At 58.7% G+C, this 3,430-nt stretch carries 4 protein-coding genes; 3 read left to right on the forward strand and 1 reads right to left on the reverse strand.

The features are described 5' to 3' along the window. The coding region (locus WB528_RS12190; protein WP_423888666.1) for an adenylate/guanylate cyclase domain-containing protein at window positions 1-696 on the reverse strand (696 nt) is incomplete at its 3' end. Between the two features lie 449 nt (window positions 697-1,145). Between WB528_RS12190 and WB528_RS12195 the strand changes: the two genes are divergently transcribed. The 3 genes from WB528_RS12195 to WB528_RS12205 form a co-directional block, all read left to right on the forward strand. After that, window positions 1,146-1,700: a hypothetical protein gene (locus WB528_RS12195; protein ID WP_423888667.1), complete on the forward strand. Its 555-nt coding sequence runs from the start codon at window positions 1,146-1,148 to the stop codon at window positions 1,698-1,700. A 327-nt stretch (window positions 1,701-2,027) separates the two neighbouring features. Next, window positions 2,028-2,393, forward strand: coding sequence for a hypothetical protein (locus tag WB528_RS12200; RefSeq protein ID WP_423888668.1), 366 nt, complete (start codon window positions 2,028-2,030; stop codon window positions 2,391-2,393). A gap of 52 nt (window positions 2,394-2,445) precedes the next feature. Next, on the forward strand, window positions 2,446-3,430 hold a 985-nt coding region (locus WB528_RS12205), incomplete at its 3' end, for a TolC family protein (protein ID WP_423888669.1).

Genomic DNA, 3,430 nt, shown 5'->3' on the forward strand with positions numbered 1-3,430 from the left:
GAACCACTTCACCCGAGACAGCGCGATGATAATTTCTTCGACGATCCCGTCAGCGAAGTATTCTTGCTCGGTACCGCCGGACATGTTGTGGACGGGGAGGACGGCGATCGAAGGCTTCTGCGGCACCGGAAGCACAGGATTGACGTTTGGGGCAACAAGAGCGGCGGCGCTCACTGGTTGTGTCTTCCCGCGCAGCGCGTACGTTTGGATCGGCCGTGAGATGTTTTTGAGAGCTTTTTTACCCGCATCCTCAAAGCGGAATTCGAGCTTGCCCTCGACTTCGCTATGAACCTTTTCAGAAATTAGGATGCCGCCAGCGTCAGCAGCGGCTTCAAGACGGGCCGCTATATTTATTCCATCGCCGTAAACATCACCCTCTTCGTCAACTATGACGTCGCCAAGGTTAATGCCGATGCGTAGTCGCATCGGACCTGACTCAAAGGCGAGTTGATCCTGGATTTCCATCGCGCAGCGGACGGCTGATAGCGGGCTCGCGAACTCGACGAGAATGCCGTCTCCAGTCGTTTTGATTAGCCGTCCGTGATAACGACCAAGGCACGGCTCAATAATCTCTCGTCGAAGCTTTCCGATTTCCGCGTAGGTGGCCTCCTCCGCGCGCTCCATCATCGCCGAATAGCCGACCACATCAGCCGCCAGAATCGCCGCTAACCGCCTTTGAACAGGCCGCTCAGGCAATGCTGGCCCCTATGTTCAAGTTCAACCTGACGCATCAAACCACAAGCAATGGCCGACCCGCCATAGATTTGTGCCGCATCACAACACACTGATGGGAACCCAGCTCTCGGGTTCCGACCGCTCGACAGGGAGATCGGCTGGTCCCTTTGGAAGGAGCGACTTCGGCAGCGAGCTCCCGAGTTTGTCTTTCGATTCATTCTCGGTCGGTCAACTGCACTCACGCACGAGTCGGCACGGCGGCCACCGATGGGGGCAACCCGACTAGTCCCAGCGAATCGCGTGCGAGTGGTCGACTACCTGTTCAAGACTGTCTTGAGAGGACACGTTTTCTACGATGAGGGCGTGATAAAGACTGTTGTCTTCCGTTTCTCGGTGCTACCGGCAGTTGCCGCACGAACCGTAGCTTGAACCGTGGCGTTTGGAGGACGGTTTTCATTGGGGGAGGACACATGGCCGGGAAGCTCAAGCCGCTCGACGTCGATCGCGAAACTCGGCCGGGGAAGTACGCTGACGGCGACGGTCTCTACCTGATCGTTACTGGCGCCACGTCGAAGAACTGGAGCTATCGGTATTGGAAGGACGGCAAGCTGGCTTGGCCTGGGCTCATTCAAGGACGTGTCACTCAAGGATGCCCTGTGGTGCCTCTTTGCGATCCAGCGCTCTCAATTCTCGAAAAGATGTGCGACGTCGCTCAAGGCGAATTGATCTTCCCGAACCCTGATGGCGGAGTGTTCTCGGAGAATGCAATGCTCGCTGTATTAAACCGCCTCGGCCACAATCAGGTGACGGTGCACGGATTCCGTTCGACCTTCGCAACCTGGGCCGAGGAGAGCACGGACTATCCGGATGGCGTGCGCGAGGCGGCGCTTGCGCACAAATACAAGTCGGAGACCACGGCGGCCTACCAGCGTGGGCAAAAGCCCGAGAAGCGACGCGCCCTCATGAAAGATTGGGCGGAATTCTTGGCGGGATCAGACGTCATCCGCTTGCGCGAAGTTGGTTGAGCCAAGGCGCTGCCAGCGGCCAGCGATTTTATCGGCGAGAAGCCCTCCAGGCAAATAAAGAGCTGACACCGATGAGCGCGACCTTCGCATCGGGCACGCCCGGATTTCACGAGGTCGGTTGCTCTGGCACCATAATGACCATAATGACCTCAAGAAATCTGATGCGCGCAGGAAGCCGGGGGACCTGAGATGTTGCGGATGATGAACAAACCAGCCTAAAACCTGTCCGTTGAATTCGAATAATTCTACGGGTTTTCCAATCGCTGCGCCGCGAAGGATTGAGTTTGTGATAGTGTTGCCTGCCGATCCTTGCTATCGGTAGGTTCGATGAGACGGAGAATCGGCCATAAATCGCGCTCCTCGGCGCAAGTTTTGCGCGGGCTGCTGACCGCGTTCCTCACGTTGGCCTATGTCATCGTCGGAATTGGGGGAGAGATTTCCTGTGCGCAAGAGACCTTGGAAATCGCCGGTCAGGTCGCGGTGGACGTTGCGCAAGACAAAGTCGACCAGGGGACCAAGAAACCGGTCACCGTAGTCGATCATTGCTACGCGTGCGTGCCTCTCTTGCTACCGGCGCCGATGTTCGTCGCCGAGCCTTCGGCGACGTCCGCCGTATTGGTGTTTGCGACGCCAACGTTCCTCCTGGAAGATCATCCCGGGCTCGATGCGCCGCCACCTAAACATTTGGCCTGAGCACATCTTCGGAGCGCACATGCGCTCGATCTGGTTCGTCAGGTACCTTTCCATGTTCGTCAAGAGGGTCACGCGTATTGCGTGCGCGGCGGTATTTCTAGTTAGCCCCTGGTTGATTGGACCGTCGCATTCACAAACCCTCACGATGAGGGAAGCGCTTTCGCGCGCCCTTGCTGCGAACCCGCGCTTGACGGCGGCCGAGCGCGGCGTCGGCATCGCCACGGGTCAACGGATTCAAGCGGGCGCATTGATAAACCCGGAGCTATCGTACGAACACGATATCCAAATTGGCGCGAGCAAGAATCCCTTGGGGGAATCACCGGAAACGAACGTCCAGATCAGTCAACTCTTCGAACTGTTCGGTAAGCGTGAGGCCCGTGTTGCGGTCGGCGCCGCCGGGGTTGAGGTGGCGTCCATCCAGCGCAACGCTATCCGCCTCGAGGTGCTCTCCGACACAGCAATCGCATTCGTGAACGTCCTCGGCGCCCAGCGACGCATCAGGATTCTAGATGACCAGGTCGCGGCAATCGACCGTTTGACCCCGCTGCTGCAACGCCGCGTGGAAGCCGGTGCTTCATCGCCTGCTGAGACCGGAAGGGCCGTAGTCGCCTCTGATCTGGTCAAGGCGGATCGGGAGCGCGTTCGCGGCTCATTGTCGAGTGCTCGGCGGGAATTGGCCGTGCTGATGGGCGACACGTCGTTCCGATATTCCGCCGTCTCTGGACGGCTGGAGGTCACGGGCCGTCCCCCCTCATTTCAATCGGTGATCGCGGCGATTGAGTCCAACCCACAACTGGTCCGGTGGACGGCCATGTACGCGCAACGGAATGCCGAGCTCTTGCTCGCCCGCCTAAAGCCCTACCCCGACGTCCGACTCAGCGCCGGATTGAGACATTTCGACGACACTGGGGACAATATGGCGAAGGTCGGAATTTCGATCCCCATTCCTGTGTTCGATCAGAACCAGGGAAACATCCTCTCCGCGCAGGAGAGTTTGGCCAAAACGGGGGCTGAGCGGGCGACCAACAAGGCTGCCC

It is taken from the genome of Bradyrhizobium sp., assembly GCF_049586575.1.
Classification (GTDB): domain Bacteria; phylum Pseudomonadota; class Alphaproteobacteria; order Rhizobiales; family Xanthobacteraceae; genus Bradyrhizobium.

Bases quoted from the DNA above. Each gene is read 5' to 3' on its own strand.
- WB528_RS12195 (WP_423888667.1), top strand. From the start codon at position 1,146: ATGGCCGGGAAGCTCAAGCCGCTCGACGTCGATCGCGAAACTCGGCCG.
- WB528_RS12200 (WP_423888668.1), top strand. From the start codon at position 2,028: ATGAGACGGAGAATCGGCCATAAATCGCGCTCCTCGGCGCAAGTTTTG.